General features: G+C 73.8%; 7 protein-coding genes. 4 read left to right on the top strand and 3 right to left on the bottom strand.

Annotated features, from left to right (window positions below; all coding sequences use genetic code 11):
* Positions 1–33 precede the first annotated feature (33 nt).
* A complete protein-coding gene (gene panD, locus ACLJOU_RS27415) occupies positions 34–447 on the bottom strand; it encodes an aspartate 1-decarboxylase (protein ID WP_410571116.1) in 414 nt (137 codons plus the stop codon).
* Positions 432–18,620 (bottom strand): amino acid adenylation domain-containing protein, encoded by an 18,189-nt coding sequence (locus tag ACLJOU_RS27410; protein WP_410571114.1) that lies wholly within the window; start codon positions 18,618–18,620, stop codon positions 432–434. Before ACLJOU_RS27410 ends, panD begins: the two co-directional genes overlap by 16 nt.
* A 135-nt stretch (positions 18,621–18,755) precedes the next feature.
* On the opposite strand from ACLJOU_RS27410, the gene ACLJOU_RS27405 reads away from it, so the two are divergent.
* The 4 genes from ACLJOU_RS27405 (at position 18,756) to ACLJOU_RS27390 (ending at position 22,389) form a co-directional block, all read left to right on the top strand.
* Positions 18,756–19,793, top strand: coding sequence for a FecCD family ABC transporter permease (locus tag ACLJOU_RS27405; RefSeq protein WP_410571113.1), 1,038 nt, complete (start codon positions 18,756–18,758; stop codon positions 19,791–19,793).
* The gene (locus ACLJOU_RS27400; protein WP_410571111.1) at positions 19,793–20,851 is read left to right on the top strand and encodes a FecCD family ABC transporter permease; all 1,059 of its coding nucleotides are present in this window, start codon (positions 19,793–19,795) and stop codon (positions 20,849–20,851) included. Before ACLJOU_RS27405 ends, ACLJOU_RS27400 begins: the two co-directional genes overlap by 1 nt.
* 4 nt (positions 20,852–20,855) lie before the next feature.
* A complete protein-coding gene (locus ACLJOU_RS27395; protein WP_410571110.1) occupies positions 20,856–21,659 on the top strand; it encodes an ABC transporter ATP-binding protein in 804 nt (267 codons plus the stop codon).
* Positions 21,660–21,903: 244 nt separating this feature from the next.
* Positions 21,904–22,389, top strand: a complete 486-nt coding sequence (locus ACLJOU_RS27390; protein ID WP_410571108.1) for a DinB family protein — start codon at positions 21,904–21,906, stop codon at positions 22,387–22,389.
* Here the strand turns inward: ACLJOU_RS27390 and ACLJOU_RS27385 are convergent.
* Positions 22,376–23,674: a lysine N(6)-hydroxylase/L-ornithine N(5)-oxygenase family protein gene (locus tag ACLJOU_RS27385; RefSeq protein ID WP_410571107.1), complete on the bottom strand. Its 1,299-nt coding sequence runs from the start codon at positions 23,672–23,674 to the stop codon at positions 22,376–22,378. The genes ACLJOU_RS27390 and ACLJOU_RS27385 overlap by 14 nt on opposite strands.
* Positions 23,675–23,761: the final 87 nt, after the last annotated feature.

The raw sequence follows: 23,761 nt of genomic DNA, 5'->3' as shown, positions 1-23,761 counted from the left end.
CTTATTTAGGTAAGGCTGTCAAAAGCAACTGTGTCAGCGCCCACGGCCGGACAGCTGCGCGGGAGCTCCCGGCACCGGCTCGGCCGGGTCGTGTCCCAAGTGGACCTGCCGGTTGTCGCCGTCCACGTGCACCACCCGCGGCCGGTGCCCGGCGCGCTCGGCCTCGTCGACCTGCGCGTAGGTGATGATGATGACGAGGTCGCCGGGGTGCACCAGGTGCGCGGCGGCGCCGTTGACGCCGATCACGCCGGAACCCGGCGACCCGGTGATGGCGTAGGTCTCCAGCCGGGCGCCGTTGGTGATGTCGACGACCTGGACCTTCTCCCCTTCGACGATGTCCGCGGCGGCCATCAGGTCCGCGTCGATGGTCAGCGAGCCGACGTAGTGCAGGTCGGCCTGCGTGACGGTGGCGCGGTGGATCTTGGCGTTCATCAGGGTGCGGTGCACGTCTGCTCCGTGTCTCTGTTCAACAGCGCGGCGAGTCCGGCTGCGGTGGGGGTGCGGAAGAACTCGGCGATGGCCAGTTCGGCCCCGAGCCGCTCGGTGATCCGGTTGCGCAGGACCACCAGCAGCATCGAATGGCCGCCGAGGGCGAACAGGTCGTCGTCGGCGCCGACGGCGGCGACGCCCAGCACCTCCGCGAAGATCTCGCAGAGTGCCTTCTCCGTGGCCGTTTCCGGCGCGCGGCCCCGGGTTTCGAACTCGGGCACCGGCAACGCCGCCCGGTCCAGCTTCCCGTTGGCGGTCACGGGGAACGCGTCCAGGGGCACGATCGCCGCGGGCACCATGTACTCCGGCAGCGACCGGGCGAGGAACGCGCGCAGTTCCCCCGGATCAGCGGTCGCCGGAGCCGTATACGCGACCAACCGCTCGTCCCGGACGACGACGAGCGCCTCGTCGACGTCGCCGTGCCGAGCCAGGGCGGTCTCGATCTCGCCCGGTTCGATCCGGAAGCCGCGGAGCTTGACCTGGTCGTCGGTGCGGCCGAGGTATTCGAGCTGCCCGTCGGGCCGCCAGCGCACCAGGTCGCCGGTGCGGTACAGCCGCTCCCCCGGCTCGAACGGCGAGGCGACGAACCGCTCGGCGGTGAGCGCCGGCCGTCCGTGGTAGCCCCGGGCCAGCCCGGCGCCGGCCAGGTACAGCTCGCCCGGCACCCCGGCCGGGACCGGCGTCAGGCCGCCGTCGAGCACGTACGCCCGCGTGTTGTGCACCGGGCGGCCGATCACCGGCCGGTCGGCGTCGCCGAAGCGGCCGACCAGGGCGTCCACAGTGGCCTCGGTGGGGCCGTAGAGGTTGTACGCCGCCGTGCCCGGCATCGACGCCAGCGTCTCCCACAGCGGCTGCGAAACGGCTTCGCCGCCGACTCCGACCACGCCGAGGGCGCACCGGCCATCGGCGATGACCCCGGCCACGGCCAGCTGCGCGAAGTGCGACGGCGTGAGCTCCAGGAAGTCCAGTCCGCGCTCCCGCACCACGGCCGCCAGCCGGTCCGGGTCGCGGCGGGTGTCGTCGTCGACGACGTGCACCTCGTGCCCGTCGAGCAGCCACAGCTGCGGCTGCCAGGACGCGTCGAAGAAGAACGCCCACGCGTGCCCGACCCGCAGCCGCCGGCCGCCCGCCGCGGCGACGGCCGGGCGATAGAGCGTCTCGCGGTGGCTGTGGAACAGGTTGACCAGTCCCGAGTGCGGGACGACCACGCCCTTCGGCTTACCGGTGGACCCGGACGTGTACAGCACGTACGCCGGGTTGGCGGGCGACGGCGGCGTGAGCACGGCGGAACTGTCCACTGTGTCCGCCGGCAGGTCCTCGACGCACAGCGCCCCGGGCACGACCGAAGCCAGCGAACGGCTGGTGAGCACCAGCGACGCCCCCGAGTCGGCGAGGATCGCCGCGATCCGGTCCACCGGCTGGTCCGGATCCACCGGCAGGTAGGCCGCCCCGGTCTTGAACACGCCGAAGATCGCTTCGACGACCGCCGCGGACCGCGGCAGCACGAGCGCCACGACCTTCTCCGGACCGGCGCCCTGCGAGGCCAGCCACCGGGCCAGGCGGTCGGTCCGCGCGGCGAACTCCGCGAAGGTGACGCTCGAGCGGGCGTCGCTCAGCGCGGTCGCGTCCGGCGTCGCCGCCACCTGGGCGGCCAGCCGGTCCACCACCGTCGGCGCCGAGAGCGTGAGCGGCTCGCCCGCACTCCAGTGGTGCAGGATCCGGTGCCGCTCACCGGCATCGAGGACGTCGATCCGGCTCAGCGGCCGGTCCGGGTCCGCGACGACCGCCGCCAGCACCCGGACCAGGCGCTCGGTGAGCGTCCGGGCCGTCGGCTCGTCGAAGAGGTCGAGGCTGTACCCGAGGTCGCCGTCGATGCCTTCGGCCGTCTCGACCAGGTCGAACGACAGGTCGAATTTCGCCTGCCGCAGCCCGGTGTCCCGGTACGCCGCCTCCAGCCCGAGCAGCCGTTCCGGCTCCGAGCCCGAGTGGTAGACCGCGAGCATGACCTGGAACAGCGGGTGCCGGGCCAGCGACCGGGGCGGGTTGAGCAGCTCGACGAGGTGCTCGAACGGCAGGTCCGGGTGGGCGTACGCGGCCAGGTCGGCCTCGCGGACGCGGCCGAGCAGCTGCCGGAACGTCGGGTCGCCGCCGGTGTCGGTCCGCAGGACCAGTGTGTTGACGAAGAACCCGGCGAGGTCTTCCAGCGCGTGGTCGGAGCGGCCGGCCACCGGCGTCCCCACGGGGATGTCGGTGCCCGCGCCGAGCCGGGTCAGCAGGGTGGCCAGCGCCGCCTGCAGGACCATGAACACGCTGGTGCCGCTGCGGTGGGCCAGCTCGCGGAGTCCTCGGTGGACGGACGCGGGCACGGTGAACGGCACGGCGGCGCCGCGGTTGGTCGAGCGCGCCGGGCGCGGCCGGTCGGCCGGGAGCGCCAGCTCGTCGGGGAGTCCGGCGAGGGTGTCCCGCCAGAACGCCGCCTGGCGGCCGAGGAGGCTGGCCGGGTCGTCGGCGCGGCCGAACATCTCCCGCTGCCACAGCGTGTAGTCCGCGTACTGAACCGGCAACGGCGTCCACTCTGGACGCCGGCCGTGCAGCCGGGCCGCGTACGCGGTGTCGAGATCCCGCTTCAGCGGCGGCAGCGACCAGCCGTCGCCCGCGATGTGGTGCACCAGCAGCACCAACACGTGCCGGTCGGGCCCGGCCGAGACGAGCGTCGCCCGGATCGGGATCTCCGCGTCGAGGGTGAAGCAGTACGACGCGGCGGCGGTGACACGCTCGTCGAGGCCGGCCGCGGTCACGGTCTCGGTGACCAGCACCGGCTCGGCGTGGCCGAGCACGACCTGCCGCGGCGTGCCCTCCTCTTCGACCAGCAGGGTCCGGAGGACGTCGTGGCGCGCCACGACGTCACCCAGCGCGGCCCGCAACGCGCCGGCGTCGACCGGCCCGGTCAGGTCCCAGGCCCACGGGATGTTGTAGGTCGCGGACGGCCCGTCGAGGCGGTCGAGGAACCACAGCCGCTGCTGCGCGAACGACAGCGGCACCACCTCGGGGCGCGCCGCCGGGACCAGCGCCGGGCGGCGGCCCCGGCCCGGGTCCAGCGCGTCGGCGAGCCCGGCCGGGGTCGGCGCGTCGAACACCGCCCGGATCGGCACCTCGACGCCGAGCAGCGCGCGGATCCGGCTGACCAGCCGCGTCGCCAGCAGCGAGTGCCCGCCGAGAGCGAAGAACCCGTCGTCCGGGCCGACCGCCGGAACCCCGAGGACGTCGGCGAACAGCTCGCACAACGCCTGTTCGGCCGGGGTCCGGGCGAGCCGTCCGGCCGCGCGCCCCCGCGGGTCGGGCAGGGCGGCGCGATCGAGCTTGCCGTTGGCGTTGACCGGCAGCTCGGGCAGCAGGACGATCGCCGACGGCACCAGGTACTCCGGCAGCCGCGCCGCGAGCGACGCGCGCAGCGCGACCGGGTCACCCGACGGCGCCACGTAAGCGATCAGCCGGTTCTCCCGGGCGATCACGGCCGCGCGGGCCACGGAAGCTTCCGCCGTCAGCGCGGCTTCCACCTCGCCCGGTTCGATCCGGAACCCGCGGATCTTGATCTGCTGGTCGGCGCGGCCGAGGAACTCGAGCGCCCCGTCGGCGCGGCGGCGGACGAGGTCGCCGGTGCGGTACAGCCGCCGGCCCGGCTCGAACGGCGAGGCGACGAACCGCTCGGCGGTGAGCGCCGGCCGGCCGAGATAGCCCCGGGCGAGCCCGGCGCCGGCCAGGTAGAGCTCTCCGCGGACCCCCGGCGGCACCGGCCGCAACGCGGCGTCGAGGACGTGGGCGCGGGTGTTCGCGATCGGCCGCCCGATCGCGACCGGGCCGCAGACCTGCGCCAGGCTGTCGCCGGCGACCTCCGAACAGCCGTAGAGGTTGACCAGCTTCGCCGACGGCCAGCGGGCCGCGACCTTCCCGGCGACGCCGGCGGAAAGCGGCTCCCCGCTGGTGATCCACGTGGTCACCGAGGCGAACGCCCCGGCCGGAGCGTCCTGCGCGAAGGTCTCGAGGAGGCTCGGGACGACGGTGAGCACCTGCGCGCCGGACTCGCGCACCAGTGCGGCGAGCGCCACCGGGTCGGTGGCCGTGGCGTCGTCGGCGAGGACCACCGGATCGCCCGCGACGAGGCCGCCGAGCAGCTCGGTCGAGCCGTCGATGAACGTCAGAGCGCTCTTCGCGACGCGCACGCCCCGGGCGAGGTCCCGGCCCCAGTGCAGGCGGTTGGCCAGCGCGCGCTGGGTGCCGGCGATGGCCTTCGGGCGCCCGGTGGAACCGGACGTGAAGATCACGTACGCCGGGTGGTCCGGACTGACCGAGGGCCAGGCCGGTTCGGTCCCGGTCTCGCCGGGCCGGACCAGCCGGTCCCCGAAGCCGGCTTCCGCGACGACCAGGTGCGGGGCCGCGTCGGTGAGCATCAGCTCGAGGCGGTCCGCCGGGTGGTTCAGGTCGAGGGGCAGGTAGGCGGCGCCCGACTTGAGCACCGCCAAGAGGGCGACGACGAGGTCCGCCGACCGCGGCAGCGCGACCGCCACCACCCGTTCCGGCCCGGCGCCTCGCGCGAGCAGGGCCCGGGCGAGGGCCGTGGCCCGCGTGTCCAGTTCGGCGTAGGTGAGCCGCTCGGCGCCGGACACCAGCGCCGGGGCGTCCGGGGTCCGGGCGACCTGGGCGGCGAACAGTTCCGCGGCCGTCTCGGCGGGCAGCGGTGTCGCGGGTGCCGGGGCGAGCTGGTCGCGCTCGGCGGCGGTGAGCAGGTCGACGGCACCGATCCGGGTGTCCGGCTCGGCGACGACGGCGGCCAGGAACGTCCGGAGCCGCTCGAGGATCGCCTCGACGCTCCCGCGGTCGAAGACGTCGCTGTTGTACTCGGCCGTGCCCCGGATCCCGGCCTGGTGCCCGGGCCGCTCACCGACGAAGAACGTCAGGTCCGCCCGCGCGGTGCCGGTGCGGACCGGCTCCTCCGCGACGGTCAGCCCCGGCAGGGCGAGGTCGGCGACGGCGTTGTTCTGCCAGGCCAGCATCGTCTGGAACAGCGGGTGGTAGGCCGGCGACCGGACCGGGTTCAGCGCCTCGACCAGCCGCTCGAAGGGCACGTCCTGGTGGGCGTAGGCGTCGAGGCTGCGCTCGCGCACCCGGGCGACGAGGTCCCGGAACGACGGGTCGCCGCCGGTGTCGACGCGCAGGACGAGCGTGTTGACGAAGAACCCGACGAGGTCGTCGAGCGCGGCGTCGGTGCGGCCGGCGATGGACGTGCCGAGCGGGATGTCGGTGCCCGCGCCGAGCCGGGTGAGCACCGCGGTGAGCCCGGCGTGCACGACCATGAACACGCTGGCGCCACACGCGCGGGCGAGCTCGAGCAGTCCACTGTGGAGCCCGGGGTCCCAGCCGAAGGCGAACTGCTCGCCGCGGTAGGACGCCTGAGCCGGGTGCGGCCGGTCGGTCGGCAGCTCGATCCGCTCGGGCAGGCCGGCGAGGGCTTCGCGCCAGTAGGCCAGCTGCGGTTCGATCACCGGCTCGCCGAGGGAGTTCCGCTGCCACAGCGTGTAGTCCGCGTACTGCACCGGCAACGGCGTCCACTGTGGAGCGTCACCGGCCCGGCGGGCGGTGTAGGCGGTCGCGAGGTCCCGCCACAGCGGCGCGGTCGACCAGCCGTCCGAGGCGATGTGGTGGAACACCAGCACCAGGACGTGCTCGCGGGCGCCGAGCCGGAGCAGCTGCGCCCGCAGCGGGATCTCCGACTCGAGCTCGAACACCGTGCCCGCCGCCGCGGAGACGGCGTCGGCGAGCGCGTCTTCGGTGACCGGCTCCACCGGCAGCGGGACGGTGACGTCGTCGAGGACGAGCTGCCGGGCCTCCCCGTCGACCTCCGGGAACACCGTGCGCAGGGCTTCGTGCCGCTCGACGACGTCGGACAGCGCCGTGCGCAGCGCTTCGACGTCGAGGGCGCCGGTCAGCCGGACCGCCGTCGGCATGGTGTAGGTCGCCGACGGGCCGTCCAGGCGGTGCAGGAACCACAGCCGCTGCTGCGCGAACGACAGCGGCAGCACGTCCGGCCGCGGATCGGCGCGCACCAGCGCGGGCCGGGCGGGCGAAGCGCCGGAGGTGGCCAGCAGCGCGGCCAGCCCGGCGACCGTCGGCGTCTCGAACACCGACCGCACCGGCAGTTCGACGCCGAACACCGCGCGCAGCCGCGCGACCAGCCGCGTGGCCATCAGCGAATGTCCGCCGAGGGCGAAGAAGTCGTCGTCGACCCCGACGGAGGTGTCGAGGACCTCGGCGAAGAGCCCGCAGAGGACCTCTTCGACCGGGGTTCGCGGGGCCCGGCCGGCGGTGGCCGCCTGCCTGTCCGGGCTCGGCAGCGCACGCCGGTCCAGCTTGCCGGACGCCAGCAGCGGCAACCGGTCGAGGAGCACGAACGCCGAGGGCACCATGTACTGCGGCAGCCGGTCGCGGACGTGCGCCCGCAGCGACGCCACCAGCGCGCTCGCGTCCCGTTGCCCGGCCGGGTGGTTGCCCAGCGCGTCGAGGGCGGCCCGGACCGGCCCGGCGCGGTGGATGCCGGTCGGCTCGCCGGTCGTGAACACGGCTTCCAGGACGCCCTCCTCCGCGGTGAGGGTCGCGTACACGCGGTAACCGTGCCGCTCGCCGAGGTCGTGCAGGGTCTCGGGATCCACTCCGTCGCGCCGCTCCAAATAGGACAGTGCTGCCTCGGCGTCGCCCTGGGCGAGCGCGGTCACGGCGGCGAGTTCGCCGGACAGCCGGGCGTCGGGCACGCCGGTCACCCGCAGCCGGGCCGGGCGGGCGGCCAAGGCCTCTTCCAGGTCGTCCGGTGCGACGACCAGTTCTTCGGCGGGTTCGGGTCGCGGCGCCTTCCGCAGCACGACGTCGTAGCGGTGCCGGGTCAGCTCGTTGTGGGCGTGGCCGCGCTTGACCCACAGATCCACGTCGTCGAAGCCGTCGAGTTCCCGTGCCCGGAAGAAGTCCGGGTCGAGCACCAGCTCACCCTCGCGGGCGATGGCCTGGTCCACCGCGGCGGGGTCCCGGCGGCCGTGGCGCAGCTCGGTCGCGGTCCGGAACGCCCGCAGCGAGCGGAGGTTGCGGATGTCGCCGAGGAAGATGACGCCGCCGGGCCGGACGTGCGCCGCGGCCGTGCGGAGGACTTCGGCGAGGTAGCCGACGCTCGGGAAGTACTGGGCGACGGAGTTGATGATCACCGTGTCGAACTGCGGCAGCTCCCCGAGATCGTGCGCCGGGCGCGCGGCCAGGTGGACCTTGCTCGCGAACGGCGTCGCCGCCAGTCCACGCCGCAGGTTGGCGATGGCCCGCTCGGAGAGGTCGACGCCCCAGTACTCCTCGGCGTCCGGCGCGATCCGCGACAGGATCAGCCCGCTCCCGACCCCGATCTCCAGCACCCGCCCGAACGGGGCACCTTCACGTGGAAGTGCCCTCCGGGTGGCCACGGAACGGAGGCGGTCGATCGTCGCCGCGTGCCACTCGCGCATCTCGTCGAGGGGGATCGCCGAGCCGTCGTAGCTGGAGTTCCAGCCGGTGAAGTTCTCCTCCAGCCCGCCGGACGCCGCCTCGGTGAAGACGTTCTCGTGCAGTTCGCGCCACTCGCCGACGTGGTCCAGCTCCGCTTCTTCGTCCCGTCCCGCCGACGGCACGGCGTAGGCGATCAGCCGCCCGTCCCGGGCGACGACGACGGACTGCCCGACGGCCGGGTGTTCGGCCAGCACGGACTCGATCTCGCCGAGCTCGATCCGGTACCCGCGGATCTTGACCTGGTCGTCGGCCCGGCCGAGGAACACCAACCGGCCGTCCGGCAGCCACCTGACCAGGTCACCGGTGCGGTAGAGGCGGCCACCGGAACCGAACGGGTCGGCCACGAACCGCTCGGCCGTCAGGCCCGGCCGCCCGAGGTAGCCGCGGGCCAGGCCGCTTCCGGCGAGGTACAGCTCCCCCACCACCCCGGGCGGCACCGGCCGCAACCGGGCGTCGAGCACGTACGCGCGGGTCCCGGGGTCGGGGATGCCGATCGGGACGACCGTCGCGTCCGCCAGTTCGCCGGGGTCGCTTTCGCCGAGGGTCGAGTTCGTGGTCGCCTCGGTCGGGCCGTAGGCGTTGAACATCCGCCGCCCCGGCGCCCAGCGGCGCACCAGCTCCGGCGACACCCGCTCGGTCCCCGCCAGCAGCACGCTGTCCCGCGGCAGGTCGAGGTCCGCCGGCAGCGCGTCGAGCAGGGCCGGCGGCAGGATCATGAAGTCGACGGCGTGCCGGTGCGCGTACTCGGTCAGCGCCGGGCCCGCGACCCGCCGCTCGGCCGGGACGACGACCAGGCGGCCGCCGGAGAGCAGGCCGAGGCACAGGTCCCAGAAGGCGACGTCGAAGCTCGGCGACGCGAACTGCAGCACCCGGCTGTGCGGCCCCACGCCGAAGCGTTCGACCTGGGTGGCGACCAGCTTCGCGACGCCCGAGTGCTGCAGCACGACCCCCTTGGGCCGCCCGGACGAGCCGGACGTGTAGATCACGTACGCCGCGTTCTCCGGGGTGATCGTGACGTCCGGGTCCTCCGTGGACATCCCGGCGAGCGCCGCGTCCGCCAGGAGCACCCGGGGCAGGGCCGGCGGCAGCTTCGCCTCGATGTCCGCGGTGGTCACCACGCACACCGGCGCTGCGTCTTCGACCATGTAGGCGATGCGGTCGCCCGGGTAGTCGACGTCGATCGGCAGGTAGGCGGCGCCCGCCTTGAGCACCGCCAGCTCGGCGATGATCATGTCCACCGACCGCGGCACGGCCAGCGCGACGACCCGCTCCGGCCCGGCGCCGCGGTCGAGCAGCAGGTGCGCGAGCCGGTTGGCGCGGGTGTTCACCTCGGCGTAGGTGAGTTCGAGGTCTTCGAACACGAGCGCCACCGCGTCGGGCGCCTCGGCGACGCGGCGGCCGAACAGCCCCGGGAACGTCTCGGTGCCCGCCGGTTCGAGGGACCCGGCCCACTCGGTGAGCACCCGCTCGCGCTCGTCGCCGTCGAGGAGGTCCAGGGCGCCGACGGGACGGTCGGGCTCGGCCACGGCTGCGCCAAGCAGCACTTCGAGGCGGCGCAGGATCGCGTGCGCGCCGGCGTGGTCGAAGACGTCGGCGTTGAACTCCAGCACGCCGTCGATCCCGGCGGCGCGCTCGGTCAGCGAAATCGACAGGTCGAACTTCGACGTCCCGGTGGTGACCGGGATTTCGGTGACGGACAGGCCGGGCAGGGTCACCTCGGCGCGGGCGGTGTTCTGCCCGGCGATCATGACCTGGAACAGCGGGTGGTACGACAGCGACCGCGCCGGGTTGAGCACCTCGACCAGCCGCTCGAACGGGACGTCCTGGTGGGCGTAGGCGTCCAGGTTGCGCTCGCGGACGCGGGCGAGCAGCTCGCGGAACGTCGGCTCGCCGCCGGTGTCCACGCGCAGGACCAGGGTGTTGACGAAGAACCCGACGAGGTCGTCGAGCGCGGGGTCGGTGCGCCCGGCGATGGGAGAGCCGATCGGCACGTCGGTGCCGGCGCCCAGCCGGGTGAGCAGCGCGGCGAGGGCCGCGTGCACCACCATGAACACGCTGGCGCCGCTGTCGCGGGCCAGCTCGGCCAGGCGCGCGTGGAGGCCGGCGTCCCAGGTGAAGGTGTGCAGCTCGCCGCGGAAGGTCGCGGTGGCCGGGTGCGGCCGGTCCAGGGGCAGCTCGATCCGGTCGGGCAGGCCGTCGAGCGCCGTGCGCCAGTAGTCCAGCTGGGCGCTCAGCAGGCTGTCCGGGTCGTCTTCGCGGCCGAGCAGGTCCTGCTGCCAAAGCGTGTAGTCGGCGTACTGCACCGGCAGCGGCGTCCACTGTGGAGCGTCACCGGCGCGGCGGGCGGCGTAGGCGGTGGCGATGTCGCGCCACAGCGGGGCCATCGACCAGCCGTCGGAGGCGATGTGGTGGAACACCAGCGCGAAGACGTGCTCGCGGGCACCCAGGCGCAGCAGTTCCGCGCGCATCGGCACCTCGCGCTCGAGGTCGAACGAGCCGCGGACCAGCCCGGTCAGCGCGTCGTCGAGGGCGGTGACCTCGCGGACCGGCAGTTCGAGTTCCCCGGGCGGGAGGATGTCCTGGTACGGCAGGCCGTCCCGCTGCGGGAACCGCGTGCGCAGCGCTTCGTGCCGGGCGACGACGTCCGACAGCGCCCGGCGCAGCGCTTCGACGTCGAGTTCGCCGTCGAGGCGCATGATCAGCGGGACGTTGTAGGTGGCCGAGGGTCCTTCGAGGTGGTGCAGGAACCACAGCCGCTGCTGGGCGCCGGACAGCGGGACGAGGTCCGGACGGCGCGCGGCGACCAGCGGTGGCCGCGCGGTGCCGCGCGCGGTGGCCAGCACCGCGGCCAGGCCCGCCGGGGTCGGCGTCTCGAAGACCGCCCGCACTTCGAGCTCGGCGTGCAGCGCGGTGCGGACGCGGGCGATCAGCCGGGTGGCCAGCAGCGAATGGCCGCCGAGGGCGAAGAAGCTGTCGTCCGGGCCGACCCGCGGCAGGCCGAGGACGTCGGCGAACAGCTCGCACAGCCGGCGTTCGACCGGCGTGCGCGGCTCGCGGTCCGACACCGGCGCGGTCAGCTCCGGCGCCGGGAGCGCGCGGCGGTCGAGCTTGCCGTTCGCCGTCACCGGCAGCGCGTCGAGGACGACGATCGCCGAGGGCACCATGTGCTCGGGCAGCCGTCCGGCGGCGAAGGTCCGCAGCTCCGCCGGCAGGGCCGCGCTCCGGCGCGATCGCCGGGGGTTACCGGTGTAGGCCAGGATCGGGTCCGGGCCGGGCCGGAAGGCGCCGGCCGGGTCGCCGCTGGTGAACAGGACGTCGACCGAGCCGTCGCCGGCCGCCGACCAGGTGACGACCGCACCCAGTGCGTACCAGTCCTCGGGGTCGACGCCGTCGGTGATCCGTCCGTTCGGGACACCCTCGACGCGCAGGCCGTCGCGCACCCGGGCGAGCACTTCGTCCACCGAGGACACATCGGTGCCCCAGGTCAGCGTCTCGACCGGCCGTGGCTGGGCGGTGCCGGGGCGCAGCACGACGTCGTAGCGGTACCGGGTGAGCTCGTTGACCGCCCGGCCGCGCTTGACCCGGATGTCCGCGGCCACCCCGTCGAGGCCGGCGAAGAACTCCGGCGCGACGAGCAGCTCCTTCTCCCGCAGCAGCCGCTGCTCGACGTCACCACCGCGCGCCTGGGCCACGGCGGTGTGGAACGCCCGGACCTGCCGCAGGTCCCGGACGTCCCCGACGAAGAGCGAGCCACCCGGCGCCAGCAGCGCCAGGGCCTTGCGCACGACGTCGAGGAGGTAGGTCCCGCTCGGGAAGTACTGGACGACGGAGTTGAGCACGATCGTGTCGAAGAACTCCGGCGGCAGGCCGGTGAAGTCGGCGGCGTCACCGGTGCGCAGTTCGACGCGCCCGGCGAGCGCGGGATCCGCCGCGACCCGCTCGCCCAGCGAAGCGATGACCTCGGCGGAGAAGTCGGTACCCCAATACGCCTCGCAGTCCGGGGCCAGCTCGGTCAGCAGCAGGCCGCGGCCGACGCCGATCTCGAGCACCCGCCGCGGCCGCAGCTCGCGGAGGCGGGTGACGATGGCGTCACGCCACTCCCGCATCTCCGCACGCGGGATCGGCTCGCCGGTGTAGCTGGAGTCCCAGCCGGCGAATTCGGCACTGTCGTCGGCGTACACCGAGTCGTACAGCTCGCGCCACTCGCCGACCTGCTCGGTCTCCTCCTCGGCCGAGCCGGCGCCGTCGGCGGGGACGACGTACCCGACCAGGCGGACGTCACCGGGCCGGTCTTCGCGGGCGACGACGACGGCGTGGGCGACGTCGTCGTGCGCGGACAGGGTCGCGGCGATCTCACCGGGCTCCACGCGGAACCCGCGGATCTTGATCTGCTCGTCGCCGCGGCCGAGGAACTCGAGGACGCCGTCGGTGCGGAAGCGGGCGAGGTCGCCGGTGCGGTACATCCTCGTGCCGGGCGCGCCGAACGGGTCGGCGACGAACCGCTCCGCGGTCAGCCCCGCCCGGCCGAGGTAGCCGCGGGCGAGCTGGACACCGGCGAGGTACAGCTCGCCGGGGGTACCCGGCGGCACCGGGCGCAGGGCGGCGTCGAGGACGTAGGTGCGGGTGTTCCACACCGGACGTCCGATCGGGACGGAACTGTCCTCTGTGGACGTACGCCACGACGTGACGTCGACCGAGGCCTCGGTCGGGCCGTAGAGGTTGTGCAGCTCGGCGTCGAGGACCCGCCCGAACTGCGCGACGGCGTCGAGGGGCAGGGCTTCACCGCTGCAGAGCACGCGGCGCAGGCTCGTGCACTCCCCCGCCGCCGGTTCCTGGAGGAAGACCTGCAGCATGGACGGGACGAAGTGGACGGTCGTGACGGCGCGGTCGCGGATCAGCCGGGCCAGGTAGGCCGGGTCCTTGTGCCCGTCCGGGCGGGCAAGCACCTCGGTGGCGCCGGTGAGCAGCGGCCAGAGGAACTCCCACACCGACACGTCGAAGCTCGACGGCGTCTTCTGCAGCACGCGGTCGTCGCCGGTGAGGCCGTATTCGCGCTGCATCCAGAGCAGCCGGTTGACGATCCCGGCGTGCGGGACGACGACACCCTTGGGGCGGCCGGTCGACCCGGACGTGTAGATGACGTACGCGGGGTTCTCCGGCCGGAGCACGACGTCGAGGGGCGCGTCGGGGACGCCGGCGAGGGTGGCCGGGTCGTCCAGCAGCAGCGCGCCCGGGACGGCGGTGTCCGCGACGGCCAGCACCAGGGCCGGATCGGCGTCTTCGAGCATGAACGCGATCCGGTCGGCGGGGTAGCCGGGGTCGAGCGGCAGGTAGGCCGCGCCCGTCTTCAGCACGGCCAGGATCGCCGTGACCAGGTGCGTCGAGCGGGGCAGCGCCAACGCGACCACGCGCTCGGGCCCCGCGCCCCGCGCAGCCAGCACCCGCGCGAGGCGATCCGAGACGGCGTCGAGTTCGGCGTAGCTGAGTTCTTCGTCCTCGAAGACCAGCGCCGGGTGCTCCGGCGTCCGCGCGACCTGGGCGGCGAACAGCTCGGGCACGGTCACCGCGGGCACGTCCTCGATCGCCCCGGACCAGGTCTCGCCGAGGCCGTCGCGCTCGGCCGGGGTGAGCACGTCGAGCGAGCCGAGGCGCCGGTCCGGGGCGGCGACGACCTGCCGCAGCAGCGTTTCGAGGCGGTCGAGCAGGCCGGTCACGGTGGCCCGGTCGAAGACCTCGGCGTTGAACTCGGCCTGGCCGTGCAGGCCGTCCAGACGCTCGGTGAAGGAGAACCAGAGGTCGAACTTGGCCGTGCCGGTGCCGACCGGCTGCCCGGTCACGGTCAGGCCGGGCAGCTCGACGCCGGCGCCGGGGGTGTTCTGCCAGGCGAGCATGGTCTGGAACAGCGGGTGGTACGACAGCGACCGCGCCGGGTTGAGCGCTTCGACCAGGCGCTCGAACGGGACGTCCTGGTGGGCGTAGGCGTCGAGGCTGCGCTCGCGCACCCGGGCGACGAGGTCCCGGAAGGACGGATCGCCACCGGCGTCCACCCGCAGGACCAGGGTGTTGACGAAAAACCCGACGAGGTCGTCCAGCGCCGGGTCGGTGCGCCCGGCGATCGGCGTGCCGATCGGGATGTCCGTGCCCGCCCCGAGGCGCACCAGCAGGGCCGTCAGTGCCGCGTGCACGACCATGAACGGGCTGGCCCCGCAGGCGCGCGCGAGGTCGGTGAGCGCGGTCCGGAGCCCGGCGTCCCAGGTGAAGGTGAGGAAGCCGCCGCGGTAGGCCGACACGGGCGGGTGCGGCCGGTCGAGCGGGAGCGGGATCCGGTCGGGCAGGCCGTCGAGGGCGTCCCGCCAGTAGGCGAGCTGGGCCGCCTCTTCGGTGACCAGGAGTTCTCGTTGCCAGAGCGTGTAGTCCGCGTACTGCACCGGCAGCGGCGTCCACTGTGGAGCAGCACCGCGCAGGCGGGCGCGGTAGGCCGTGGCGATGTCCTGCCACAGCGGGGTCAGCGACCAGCCGTCGGCGGCGATGTGGTGCACGACGAGGACCAGCACGTACCGCCGCGGGCCGACGGCGAGCAGCTCCGCACGCACCGGCACCCCGGCACCGAGGTCGAACACCGCACGCACGAGCGCAGCCACCTCGGCGTCCGCGTCGGACACCGTTCGGACGGCGAGCTCCACCGTCCCTTCCGGCAGGATCCGCTGGTACGGGACGCCGTCCACGACCGGGAAGACGGTCCGCAGGGCCTCGTGCCGGGCCACGACGTCGTTGAGCGCCGACCGCAGCGCGTCGACGTCGAGCTCCCCGGCCAGCCGCATGACGAGCGGGACGTTGTAGGTCGCGGAGCCGCCTTCCAGCCCGTGCAGGAACCACAGGCGCTGCTGGGCGAACGACAGCGGCAGCCGGTCCGGTCGCTCGGTGACGCGGACGAGCGGAGGCCGCCCGGTCGCGGTGACGGCCCCGGCGAGGAGGTCCGCGAGCGCGGCCGGCGTCGGGGCGTCGAACACCGCCCGCACTCCCACCTCGGCGCCGACGGCCGCGCGGATCCGCTGGATCAGCCGGGTGGCGAGCAGCGAGTGGCCGCCGAGGGCGAAGAAGTCGCCGTCCGGCCCGGCCTGCGGCACGTCGAGGACGTCGGCGAACAGCTCGCACAGCAGCTGCTCGACGGGGTTGCGCGGCGCCCGGCCCGGCCCGGCGGCGAACCGCTCCGGGCTCGGCAGGGCCTTCCGGTCGAGCTTGCCGGACGCGAGCACCGGCAGCTTGTCGAGCACGACGAACGCCGACGGCACCATGTACTGCGGCAGCCGGTCCCGCACGTGCGCGCGCAGCGACGCCACGAGCGCCCCGGTCTCCCGCCGGGCCGCGGGGTTGTTGGCGTACGAGCCGGGTGCGCCCGTCGGACGGACCGGCCGGTACGCAGCGCCCCCCAAGCGCCCCAATGTGGCCTTCGGTGCGTCTGACGCACCGAAGGCCGCCTTGGGTGCGTCAGACGCAACCAAGGCCACATTGGGGCGTGTGAAGACGGCGTCGAGCTCACCGGCTTCGGCCGCCGGGGTGACCGCCACGCGGTAGCCGGCGCGCTCGCCCAGGTGGTACAGCGCTTCCGGGTCGACGCCGTCGCGGTGGCCGAGGGCGGCCAGGGCCGCTTCGGCGTCGCCGGTGTCCAGCGCGCGGACCGCGGCCAGCTCAGCGGCGAGCCGCGCGTCCGGGATCGCCGTGACGCGCAGCCGTTCCGGCGCCTCGGCGGCCAGGAACCGTTCCACCGCGGCGAAATCGCCGAACGCGACGACCTGTTCGGCGGCCGCGTCGGGCGCGGGCGCCTTCCGCAGCACGACGTCGTAGCGGTGCCGGGTCAGCTCGTTGTGCGCCTCGCCGCGCTTGACCCACAGGTCGACGTCGCCGAAGCCGTCGAGGCCACGGGCCAGGGCCGGGAAGAAGTCCGGGTCGAGGACCAGCTCGCCTTCGCGGGCGATCGCCTGGTCGACCGCGGCGACGTCGGTCCGGCCGCGGTGGAGCTCGACGGCGGTCCGGAACGCCCGCAGCGACCGCAGGTTGCGGATGTCGCCGAGGAAGATCGTCCCGCCCGGCCGCACGGCACCCGCGACCGTCTTGACGACTTCGGCGAGGTAGTCCGCGCTCGGGAAGTACTGGGCGACGGAGTTGATGATCACCGTGTCGAACTCCGGCAGCTCGCCCAGGTCGTGGGCGGGCCGGGCGGCCAGGTGGACCTTGCCCGCCAGCTCCGGCACGGCGGCGACCTCGCGCCGGACGTTCTCGATGGCGCTCTCGGAAAGGTCGACGCCCCAGTAGGTTTCGGCGTCCGGGGCGATTCGCGACAGGATCAGCCCGCTGCCGACGCCGATCTCCAGGACGTGCTTCGGGCGCAGCGCCCGGATCCGCTCGATCGTCGCCGCGTGCCACTCGCGCATTTCGCCGAGGGGGATCTCGGAGCCGTCGTAGCTGGAGTTCCAGCCCGCGAAGTTCTCCTCGATGCCGTGGGAGCCGGCGAGCATCTCCTCGTGGACGGCGTGCCATTCGTCGACGTGGCCCTGCTCGGCCGCCGGGTCGCGGTCGGGCACCGGCACGGCGTAGGCGATCAGCTCCCCGTCCCGGGCGACGACGACCGACTGCCCGACACGCGGGTGTTCGGCCAGCACGGCCTCGATTTCGCCCGGCTCGATCCGGTAGCCGCGGATCTTGACCTGGTCGTCGGCCCGGCCGACGAACACCAGCCGCCCGTCCGCCAGCCACCTGACGAGGTCGCCCGTGCGGTAGAGCCGTCCGCCGGAGCCGAACGGGTCGGCCACGAACCGCTCCGCCGTCAACCCGGGCCGCCCCAGATACCCGCGCGCCAGGCCGCTTCCCGCCAGGTACAGCTCGCCGACGACGCCGACCGGCACCGGCGCCAGGTGCGCGTCGAGGACGTACGCGCGGGTGCCGGGGTCCGGCACGCCGATCGGGACGGCCGAGCCGGGGGCGATCTCCGGGTCGCAGCGGCCGAGCGTCGAGTTGGTCGTGGCCTCGGTCGGGCCGTAGGCGTTGAACATCCGCCGTCCCGGCGCCCACCGCCGGACCAGCTCGGGCGACACGCGCTCGGTGCCCGCGAGCAGCACGCTGTCGCGCGGGAGGTCGCAGTCCTCGGGGAACTCGGCGAGCAGGGCGGGCGGCAGGATCATGAAGTCGACGCCGTGCGCGTGCGCGTATCCGGCCAGTTCCGGGCCGGGCACCCGCCGCTCGGCCGGGACGATCACCAGGCGCCCGCCCGAGAGCAGGCCGAGGCACAGGTCCCAGAACGCGACGTCGAAACTCGGCGAGGCGAACTGCAGGACCCGGCTCTGCGGGCCCACGCCGAACCGCTGCGACTGCGTCGCGACCAGCTTCGCCACGCCCGCGTGGGAGACGACGACCCCCTTGGGCCGTCCCGTGGATCCGGAGGTGTAGATGACGTAGGCGGCGCTGGCCGGGACGATCGCGGCGGCGGGGCCGGTCGCGGGGACGTCGTCCAGGCCGAGTTCGTCGAGGTCGAGGACGCCGCCCTCGAGGACGCCGCCGTCGAAGCGGCCGGCGAGTTCGCCGGTGGTCACCACGCACACCGGGCGGGCGTCGGCCACCATGAACGCGATGCGCTCGGCCGGGTGGTCCGGGTCCAGCGGCAGGTAGGCGGCGCCGGCCTTGAGGACCGCGAGTTCGGCGACGATCATGTCGATCGAGCGGGGCACGGCCAGCGCGACCACCCGCTCGGGCCCCGCGCCGCGTCCGATGAGGACGTGGGCGAGCCGGTTCGCCCGCGCGTCGAGCCCGGCGTAGGTGAGTTCTTCGTCCTCGAAGACGAGGGCGACCGCGTCCGGCGCTGCCTCGACCCGGGCGGCGAACAGCTCCGGCAGCGTCGCCGAAGGCGCCGGGAGGTCGGTGTCGTTCCACTCTTCGAGGATGCGGCGGAGCTCCGGCGCCGGCATGAGGTCCAACCGGGACACTGGCCACTGTGGACGTTCGACCGCATCGGCGAGGAGACACCCGAGGTGGTCCAGCATTCGATCCACAGTGGATTCGTCGAGGACGTCGGCGCGGTAGTCGGCGACGAGCAGGGCACCGGCGAGGGTCAGGTTCAGGTCGAGCGGCAGCACGGTCTCCGCGCCGAAGCCGACGTTGACCAGGACCGATCCCCCGCGGCCGGGCTCGGGCGCCAGCTCGGCGACCAGGTCGCCGAACGGGATTTCGTGCGCCAGGGCTTCTTCCCGCGCTTCGCGGACACGGGCGACGACGTCGGCGAACCCGGGCGCGCCCCCGAGATCCACGCGCAGGGGCACCAGCGCGCCGATGCCGAGCACAACGTCCGCGGTGCCCGCGTACCGGGACAGCAGCACGGCGAAGGCCGCCAAGAGGGTCGGCTCGTCGGCCGCGGGTGCGGGCCGGGTGACCCGCGCTCGCGCCGAGCCGGGCTGGGCCGGATACGGCCGGTCGACCGGGAGCGGCAGCTCCTTCGGCGCCGAAGCGAGGCGGTCCCGCCAGAACCCGGCCCTCGACACCTGCTGCTGCACAGCGTCACCCTTGCTCACCGGTAGACCAGCCTCCCGCTGCTCACGGCACCCCGACCGAGGTGCTGACTTAGGTGACCCTAACAAACGGATGGTGAGGATGCACTCCTGTACCATCGGTTAGCCTTACCTAAATCAGTACCAGTCGGAGGTGCGGTGCGAACAGACCCCGGAGGCATCGCTCTCGAGCGACGCCCGCCACACACGGGCCGCGCACTCGGTCTGCTGGCCGCTTTCGGCGTCCTGGTTTTCCTGTGCCTGTTGAGTGTCTGGCTGGGGTCGAAGGAGATTTCGTTCGCCGCCGTCTGGCAGGTGCTGTGGCACGACGACGGCTCGGCCGACGCCGTGATCATCCACAGTGTCCGGTTGCCGCGCACGTTCCTGGCCGTCCTGGTCGGCGCCGCGCTCGGCCTCGCCGGCACCCTCATGCAGGCGCTGACCCGCAACCCGCTGGCCGAGCCGGGACTGCTCGGGATCAGCGCCGGGACCGCGTTCGCCATCGTCTTCTCGATCACCGTGCTCGGCGTCGGTTCCCTCTACGGCTACATCTGGTTCGCGTTCGCCGGCGCGCTCGCCGCGACCGCGGTCGTCTACTTCCTCGGCACCCGCGGCCGCGCGGGCTCGAGCCCGGTCAAGCTCGCCCTCGCCGGGGCCGCCGTCACGGCGTTGCTCGGCTCGTTCACCAGCGCGATGGTGCTGTCGGACCCGGTGGCGCTCAACCGGTTCCGCTTCTGGTCGGCCGGCTCGCTCGCCGGTGTCGACAGCGGTTCGCTGCTGCGGATCCTGCCGTTCCTGCTCGCCGGCGTGGTCCTGGCGATCACGAGCGGGCCGGCGTTGAACAGCCTCGCGCTCGGCGACGACGTCGCGGTCGCGCTCGGACGGCGGCTCGGCCCGCTGCGGCTGCGCGGCGCGCTGGCCGTCACGCTCCTGACCGGCGCGTCCGTCGCGGTCGCCGGGCCGATCGTGTTCCTCGGCCTGATCGTCCCGCACGCCGTGCGGTTCGTCATCGGGCCCGACCACCGGTGGCTGCTGCCCTACACCGCGGTCCTTTCCCCGTGCCTGCTGCTGGCCGCCGACATCCTCGGCCGGGTCGCGGCGCGGCCCGGCGAGGTCCGCGCCGGCGTGATCGTCGCGTTCCTCGGCGCGCCCTTCTTCATCTGGCTGGTCCGCCGCCGCAAGCTGGTGGAGTCCTGATGAGCCTGCTGCAGGTGCGGCGCGGCCGCGTCACCTTCCGCCTCGCGAAACCCGCGGTGTCCGGGCAGGTCCGGCTCCGGCTCGTGGCCGTCTCGCTCGTGCTCGCCGTGCTCGCGTTCGCGTTGTTCTGCGTGGGCACGACGATCGGCGACGTCCCGCTGAGCGTGTCCGACGTCCTCTCCGCGGTGTTGGGCGGCGGCGACAGCGGGACCGGCTACATCGTGCGGGAACTGCGGCTGCCGCGGGCGCTGACCGGGCTCCTGGCCGGGCTCGCGTTCGGCGCGTCCGGTGCGGTGTTCCAGACCATCACCCGCAACCCGCTGGCCGGCCCGGACATGATCGGCATCAACGCGGGCGCGGCCACCGCCGTCGTCGCCGGGATCTCCTTCGGCTTCGGCGGCGGCCTCGGCACCACCACGCTCGGCCTGCTGGGCGGGCTGCTGACCGGCCTGCTCGTGTACGCGCTCGCGTGGCGGCGCGGGACCACCGGTTACCGGATCATCCTGGTGGGCATCGGGATCTTCGCCATGTGCACCAGCCTGACCGACTACCTGCTCAGCCGCGCGCAGATCACCGAAGCGCAGGCGTCGATCGGCTGGCTCGTCGGCAACCTCGCCAACCGCGGCTGGGACCACGTCGTCCCGCTGGCCGGCGCCCTGGCGGTGCTGCTGCCGCTGGTGCTGGCCCTGTCGCGCTGGATGCGCACCCTGCAGCTCGGCGACGACGTGGCGGCCGGGCTCGGCACGCCGGTGCAGCCGGTGCGGCTGGGGCTGCTGCTGGCCGGCGCCGGGCTGGTGGCCTTCGCGACGGCGTCCGCGGGCCCGGTCTCGTTCGTCGCGCTCACCGCACCGCAGATCGCGCAGCGCCTGGCGCGCCAGGCGTCCCCGCCGCTCACCGCGTCCGCGCTCACCGGCGCGGTCGTCGTCCTGGGCAGCGACATCCTGGCCCGCACGCTCACGGCGTCCCCGCTGCCGGTCGGCATCGTGACCGGCGCGCTCGGCGCCCCGCTGCTGCTCTGGCTGCTGGCCAGGGCCAACCGATCCGGCTCCGGAGGCTGAGAAGATGACACCGTCCCTGCGCGTGCAGGACCTGCGCGTCGCCTACGACGACCGGGTCGTCATCGACGGCCTCGACCTCGACATCCCGCCGGGGAAGATCACCGCGATCGTCGGCCCGAACGCGTGCGGGAAGTCGACCCTGCTGCGCACGCTGGCCCGGCTGCTCACGCCGAAGGCCGGCGGGGTGTACCTGGACGGCCGGTCGATCCACGACCTGCCGACCCGCCAGGTCGCCCAGCGGCTCGGCATCCTGCCGCAGTCGCCGGTGGCGCCGGAGGGCATGACGGTGGCCGACCTCGTCGGCCGCGGCCGCGCCCCGCACCAGAGCTGGTGGCGCCAGTGGTCCACATCGGACGAAGACGCGGTGCGCGCGGCCCTGGCAGCGACTTCGATGACCGAGCTGGCCGACCGCCCGGTGGACGAGCTGTCCGGCGGCCAGCGCCAGCGCGCGTGGATCGCGATGGCGGTCGCCCAGAGCACGCCGGTGCTGCTGCTCGACGAGCCGACGACGTACCTGGACCTGGCCCACCAGATCGACGTGCTCGACCTGGTCGTCGACCTCAACCGCGCGGAGGGCCGCACGGTGGTGATGGTCCTGCACGACCTCCCGCAGGCGTGCCGCTACGCCGACCACGTGATCGCGATGAAGGCGGGCCGCGTGGCCGCCGCGGGCGAACCGGCGTCGGTGATCACGGCGGAGCTCGTCGACGAGGTGTTCGACGTCCGCTGCCAGGTGACCCCGGACCCGGTGAGCGGCACCCCGCTGGTCATCCCGATCAGCCGCCACCACCCGGCGCCGGCCGGCTAGTACCACCGGGTCCCAAGCGCCCCAATGTGGCCTTGGTTGCGTCTGACGCACCGAAGGCCGCCTTGGGTGCGTCTGACGCACCGAAGGCCGCCTTGGGGCGCTTGAGCCGGCCGCCGCGGAAACCGGATCGCCAAGATCAGCCGCCACCACCTCGCGCCGGCCGGCTAGCGCTATCCTGGGGCCCGGCCCGCCTCACCGTCCCGAGGCCCATCCGGCCGGACCCCCACCGAGAAAGCTGACTGCCGTGTATGCGCTGCCCGAAAAGACCACCGGCTCCGAGCGCGAACTGCTGGAGGCCATGCTGGACCGCAACCGCCGAGCGCTCGTCGAGAACACGCGCGGGCTGTCGGAAACCGAGGCCAGGCAACGGCTGGTGCCGTCCCTGACCACGCCGATCGCCCTGGTCAAGCACGCCGCCGTCGCCGAGCGCCGGTGGTTCCAGTGGCTGGTCGCCGGGCTGGACGAGGCCGAGATCGACGGGCCCTCGACGCCCGGGGACGCCAGTTTCGCCGTCGGCGACGACGAAACCGTCGACGACGTCATCGCCGAATACGAGCGCGCCAGTGCCCGCTCGCGCGAGATCGCGGCCGGCCGCTCGCTCGACGACCGGTGGACGCACCCGGTCGTCGGCGAGGTCACCCTCCGCTTCATCTACCTGTTCCTGATCGAGGAGTTCGCCCGCCACACCGGCCACGGCGACATCCTGCGGGAGCAGCTCAGCGCCCGCTGATCGCGTACTCCCCCACCGGCTCGGCGACGATCCTGCGGTCCACCACGGACTGCAGGATCTCGCCCACCCGCACCGCGGTGTTCGACAGCAGCGACGACGTGATCCCGTGCGTGTGCTCGGTGCCGCCCTGCAGGTAGATCCCGCCGCGCAGGGGGAAGTCCGTCGTGATCCGGTAGTCGCGTTCGACGCGCAGGCGGCCGGACCCGTCGCGCAGGCACCGCGCGCCCAGCTCGCCGAGCAGCGGTGTCGGGTCCGCGGGCCGGTAGCCGGTGGCGTAGACGACCGCGTCGGCGGCCAGGACCGTCTGCGCGCCCGTCGTCAACGACTCGACCGTCACCGTGCCCGCGTCGGTCACCTCGACCGGGCGCGAGACGTTGAACAGCCGCAACCGTTCCACGCCGAGGACCTTCTCGCGGTAGACCCGGCGGTAGAGCTCGTCGATCAGGTCGAGGTCGACTGCCGAATAGTTCGTCGCGCCGTGGTAGCGCATCAGGCGGTCCTTCACCGGCTCCCCCGCGCGGTAGAACTGGTCCACCGCCTCGGGGTCGAAGATGCGGTTCGCGAACGAGCTGTCGTCGGCCGGGCTGTAGCCGTAGCGGGCGAACACCGCGCACACTTCGGCGCGCGGGAACTCGTCGTGCAGCAGCGCCGCGACCTCGGCCGCGCTCTGGCCCGCGCCGACGACGACGAACCGCTTCGGGTCGGCCGCGCGCAGGGCGTCCACCCGGAACAGCAGCTCGCTGTTGTGCCAGATCTGCGGCCCGGCGGTGACCCCCTCGGGCAGCTGCGGCCGCAACCCGGTGCCCACCACGAGGTTGCGCGCCCGCAGCGACGAGCCGTCCGACGCCTCGACGTCGAAGTACGCGACCTCGGGGCCGTCGTACACCGGCGTCACCGAGACGACCTCGGTGCCGTAGGAAACGACGTCGTCGACCTTCGCCGCCGCCCACTCGAAGTAGTCGTGGAACTCCACGCGCAGCGGGAAGAGGTTCTTGTGGTTGATGAAGTCGACCAGCCGCCCGGCGGCGTGCAGGTAGTTGAGGAAGCTGAACTCGCTGGTCGGGTTCCGCATGGTGACCAGGTCCTTGAGGAACGACACCTGCATGGTCGCCGTGTCGATGAGCATGCCGCGGTGCCAGCCGAACCGGGGCTGGCGCTCGAGGAAGTGCGCGGTCACCGGCTCGCCGGAGCCGGCGTTGTGCTCGGCGAGGGCGATCGCGAGGGCGAGGTTCGACGGCCCGAAGCCCACGCCGACGATGTCGTAGATCGGGACCTCTGCAGTCATCTTGCTCCCTCGCGCGCTCCGGTACGGTTCAGGGAACCCTAACCTAACTTAGGCCAGCCTGTCCTAGTACGTTCGTGGTGATGTTCG

The organism is Amycolatopsis sp. cmx-4-61, from assembly GCF_046548775.1.
Classification (GTDB): domain Bacteria; phylum Actinomycetota; class Actinomycetes; order Mycobacteriales; family Pseudonocardiaceae; genus Amycolatopsis.
The sequence above is the reverse complement of the archived record's forward strand: the minus strand, read 5'-3'. Positions and strand labels throughout refer to the sequence as shown.